The following is a 3,188-nucleotide window of genomic DNA, read 5'->3' as shown; positions in this document are numbered from 1 at the left end:
CGATCATCCACTTGGTCCAGCCGTAGGGGTTGGTGGCCGGCTTCTTGGGGGAGTCCTCGGTGAGGGGCAGGGCGTCGGGGTCGCCGTAGACGGTGGCCGAGCTGGAGAAGATGATGGCCTTGCAGCCGGCCTCGCGCATGACCTCGCAGAGGGTGAGGGTGCCGCCGATGTTGTTGCTGTAGTACTCGAGCGGCTTCTCGACGGACTCGCCGACGGCCTTGAAGCCGGCGAAGTGGATCACGCGGTCGACGTCGTGGCGCGCGAAGACCTCCTCGAGGGCGGCGCGGTCGCAGATGTCCACCTCGTGGAAGGTGCAGCGGGAGAAGGCCTCGTCGCCCACGATCCGGTGGATGCGGTCGAGGACGCGGGGGCTGGAGTTGGAGAGGTCGTCCACGATCACGACGTGNTAGCCNTTCTCGAGCAGGTCGACGACGGTGTGGCTGCCGATGAAGCCGGCGCCTCCGGTGACGAGGACGCAGGTGTCCTCAGGCTTCTTGGAATCCATGGTTCTCCTCGCAACAAGAGACTTGAACGTGCACCCCACCATAAGGCCAATGGGCCGGCCTCCGAATGGAGACCGGCCCATTTGCNGGAGAAAACCGTATGGGTGAGCGCTCTACACGAGGCCTGCCGCCTTCATGGACACCGACCCGATGTAGTTGACGGGGTTGGAGAAGTTGGGCTGGAAGAGCAGGTCCACCTGGGCCAGCTGCTCCACCGTCATCTTGTTGGCAATGGCGATGGACACGGCGTTGGCGGCCTGGGCCACGTCGGGCTCAGTGGAGAAGAACTGGGCGCCCTTGACCTGGCGCGTCTCGGGGTCGAAGACCAAAGNGNNAGTCNCCGGCGCCGTGGTGAGCATGAAGTCGGGGCGGTAGTTTTCAGTCACCGTGGTGCTCTCGAGGGAGAGGCCGCGNATGGCNACGCCCTCCACGGTAAGGCCCGTGGCGGCGAGGNTGTANTCGTAGAGCNGGACGGCCGNGNTGGCCTGGGTGCCGGCGTAGGCGATCGTGGGCTCGACGATGTTGGCGCCGACGAGCGAGGCCTGGCGCACGGCGTTGGTGGCCAGCGGGATGTAGTCCTCCTTGCCCGTGGGGTTGAAGAGGATGGACGCGGCGTCGCCGGCCGCGAAGACGCCCGGCACGGAGGTGCGCAGGTACTCGTCCACGCGGATGGCGCCGTTGGGCATCATGTCGAGCTGCCCGTCGAAGAGGTCGGTGCGGGGTAAAAAGCCCAGGCCGAGGATGGCGTAGTCGGCGGTATAGGCGCCCTTGTCGGTGGTGACGGTGACGGCGCNGTCGCTCGACTCGAAGGCCACGACCTTCTCGCCCAGGGCGAGCTCGACGCCGTGGTCGGCAAAGGCGCGCTCCATCTGGTCGGTCACGTCGGCGTCGAAGTTCTTGGCCAGGACGCNGGGCAGCGCGTCTACGAGGACCACGCGCTTGCCGGCCTCGGAGAGCTGCTCGGCGAGCTCGGAGCCGATGTAGCCGGCACCGATCACGGCAACGGAGTCGGCGTCGCCGCAGAGCTCCTTGACGCGCAGGGCGTCGTCCCAGTTCTTGCAGTGGAGCACGCGGCCGCCGTCGATGCCGGGGANGGGCGGCAAAACGGGCTTGGAGCCGGTGGTGACCACGAGGTAGTCGAAGTCGCAGGCGCCCTTCTCGTCGGTCTGGAGGTCGGTCCACTCCACGTGCTTGGTGGCGGCGTCGGCGCTGACGACGTCGGTGTGCATGTGCACATGGGCGCCGGCGTCGGCGAGGGCGGCGGGGGAGCTGTAGAACATCCGATTGGGGTCGCTCACGTGGTCGCCCACCCAAAGGGCGATGCCGCACGAGAGGAACGACACGGTGTCGTTGCGCTCGAAGACGTGGACCTCCCAGTCGGGATGGGCCTTGAGGATGGAGACGGTGGCGAACACACCGGCGTGGGTGCATCCGATGACGGCGACTTTGGCCATGACGAACCTTCCTTCTGACGATGTGCCTTACATCAGAGATGCTACCCGCTTGACGCAGAGGAAGGCCGCGGGACGCCTCGGTCCTACGCGAAGCCCCAACGGGCGGTCACACCGCCAGACTGGTAGTAGGAGATCCAGGAGTCAAGGTTGATCGTGCGGATGTAGCCGATGTTGTCCATAACCATGCCGTCTCCCACGTAGATGCCCACGTGGCCGTAGATGCGGCCCGCCGCGGTGTGGGGGTGGCACGGCACTGCCACGAGCATGCCGGGTTGGATGGCAGAACGGTTGGAGCTCGTGCAGAACGAGTAGTACTGGTCCACGGCGTTGCCACCGGGGTAGCCGCAGCCCGCCGCCTGGTAGACCTNGCTCACCCACATGGCGCAGTAGCCGGCGCCCGGCNAGGGCACGCGCCCGCAGGCGGCCACGATGGCCGCGCCCTTGCCGGAGGCGGAGCCGCCCGAGCCGGCGAGGGCCGCCGAGGCGCTGGCCGCCTGGGAGGCGGAGGCTGCGCGGGCGGCCTCGGCGCGNTCGCGCTCCTCCTGCTCGGCCTTGGCCGACGCCATGATCTCGGCGTCGCGCTGGGCCATGAGCCCTTGGACCTCGGAGGAGAGGCTCGCGAGCATGTTCTGTGTCTCCACCTGCTTGGCCTGCATGGCCTCGAGGTCGGAGGCCTGGGAGGCCTTGAGGTCCTCCAGCTGGGCCTTCTGGGCCTCCAGCTGGGCCTTGGTGTTGTCGAGGGCCCGCTTGGCCGTGGTCACCTCGTCGATGAGGGCGACGTCCGCCTGGGTGACCTTGTTCATGTAGTAGATGTTGCTCGTGAGCTCCTCGAAGCTCGAGGAGGCCATGAGGACCTCGAGGAAGTTGGTGTCGCCTGCCTTGTAGTTGGCGTTCACGCGGGCGGCGAGGAGCTCCTTCTTCTCCTCGAGCTCCCTCTCCTTCTTCTCGATCTCCGCCTCGGTGTCGGCGATCTGGCCGTTGACGTCCTCGATCTTGCCCATGGTCTCGGAGAGCTGGGCGGCGAGCTGCTCGTACTCGTCGCCGAGGCGGTCGAGCTCGGCCTGGGCGGCGTCGAGCTGGGCCTGGGCGTCGGCGAGGGCGTCGAGGGTCGACTGGGAGGCCGACGGCCTGGCGAGGGCGCCGGTGACGGGGGTCGCGAGGGCGGCGAGGCCGAGGCCGCAGGCGACCCGGAGGAANCCGCGGCGGGAGAGGCCGCGGAGGGGGGTATGGG

At 67.9% G+C, this 3,188-nt stretch carries 3 protein-coding genes; all 3 read right to left on the bottom strand.

Going from position 1 to position 3,188, the window contains the following annotated elements:
- A partial coding sequence (locus JX283_RS08035) for an SDR family NAD(P)-dependent oxidoreductase (protein WP_204830112.1) occupies positions 1-505 on the bottom strand: 505 nt, incomplete at its 3' end.
- A gap of 111 nt (positions 506-616) precedes the next feature.
- Positions 617-1,957 carry an FAD-dependent oxidoreductase gene (locus tag JX283_RS08030; protein WP_204830111.1) on the bottom strand — a complete coding sequence of 447 codons (1,341 nt, stop codon included), beginning with the start codon at positions 1,955-1,957 and terminating at the stop codon, positions 617-619.
- A gap of 83 nt (positions 1,958-2,040) precedes the next feature.
- Positions 2,041-3,188 (bottom strand): coiled-coil domain-containing protein (locus JX283_RS08910; RefSeq protein WP_370583436.1); only part of this gene is annotated, 1,148 nt, incomplete at its 5' end.

The organism is Olsenella sp. CU969 (assembly GCF_905219715.1).
GTDB classification, from domain to species: Bacteria; Actinomycetota; Coriobacteriia; order Coriobacteriales; family Atopobiaceae; genus Granulimonas; species Granulimonas faecalis.
The sequence above is the reverse complement of the archived record's forward strand: the minus strand, read 5'-3'. Positions and strand labels throughout refer to the sequence as shown.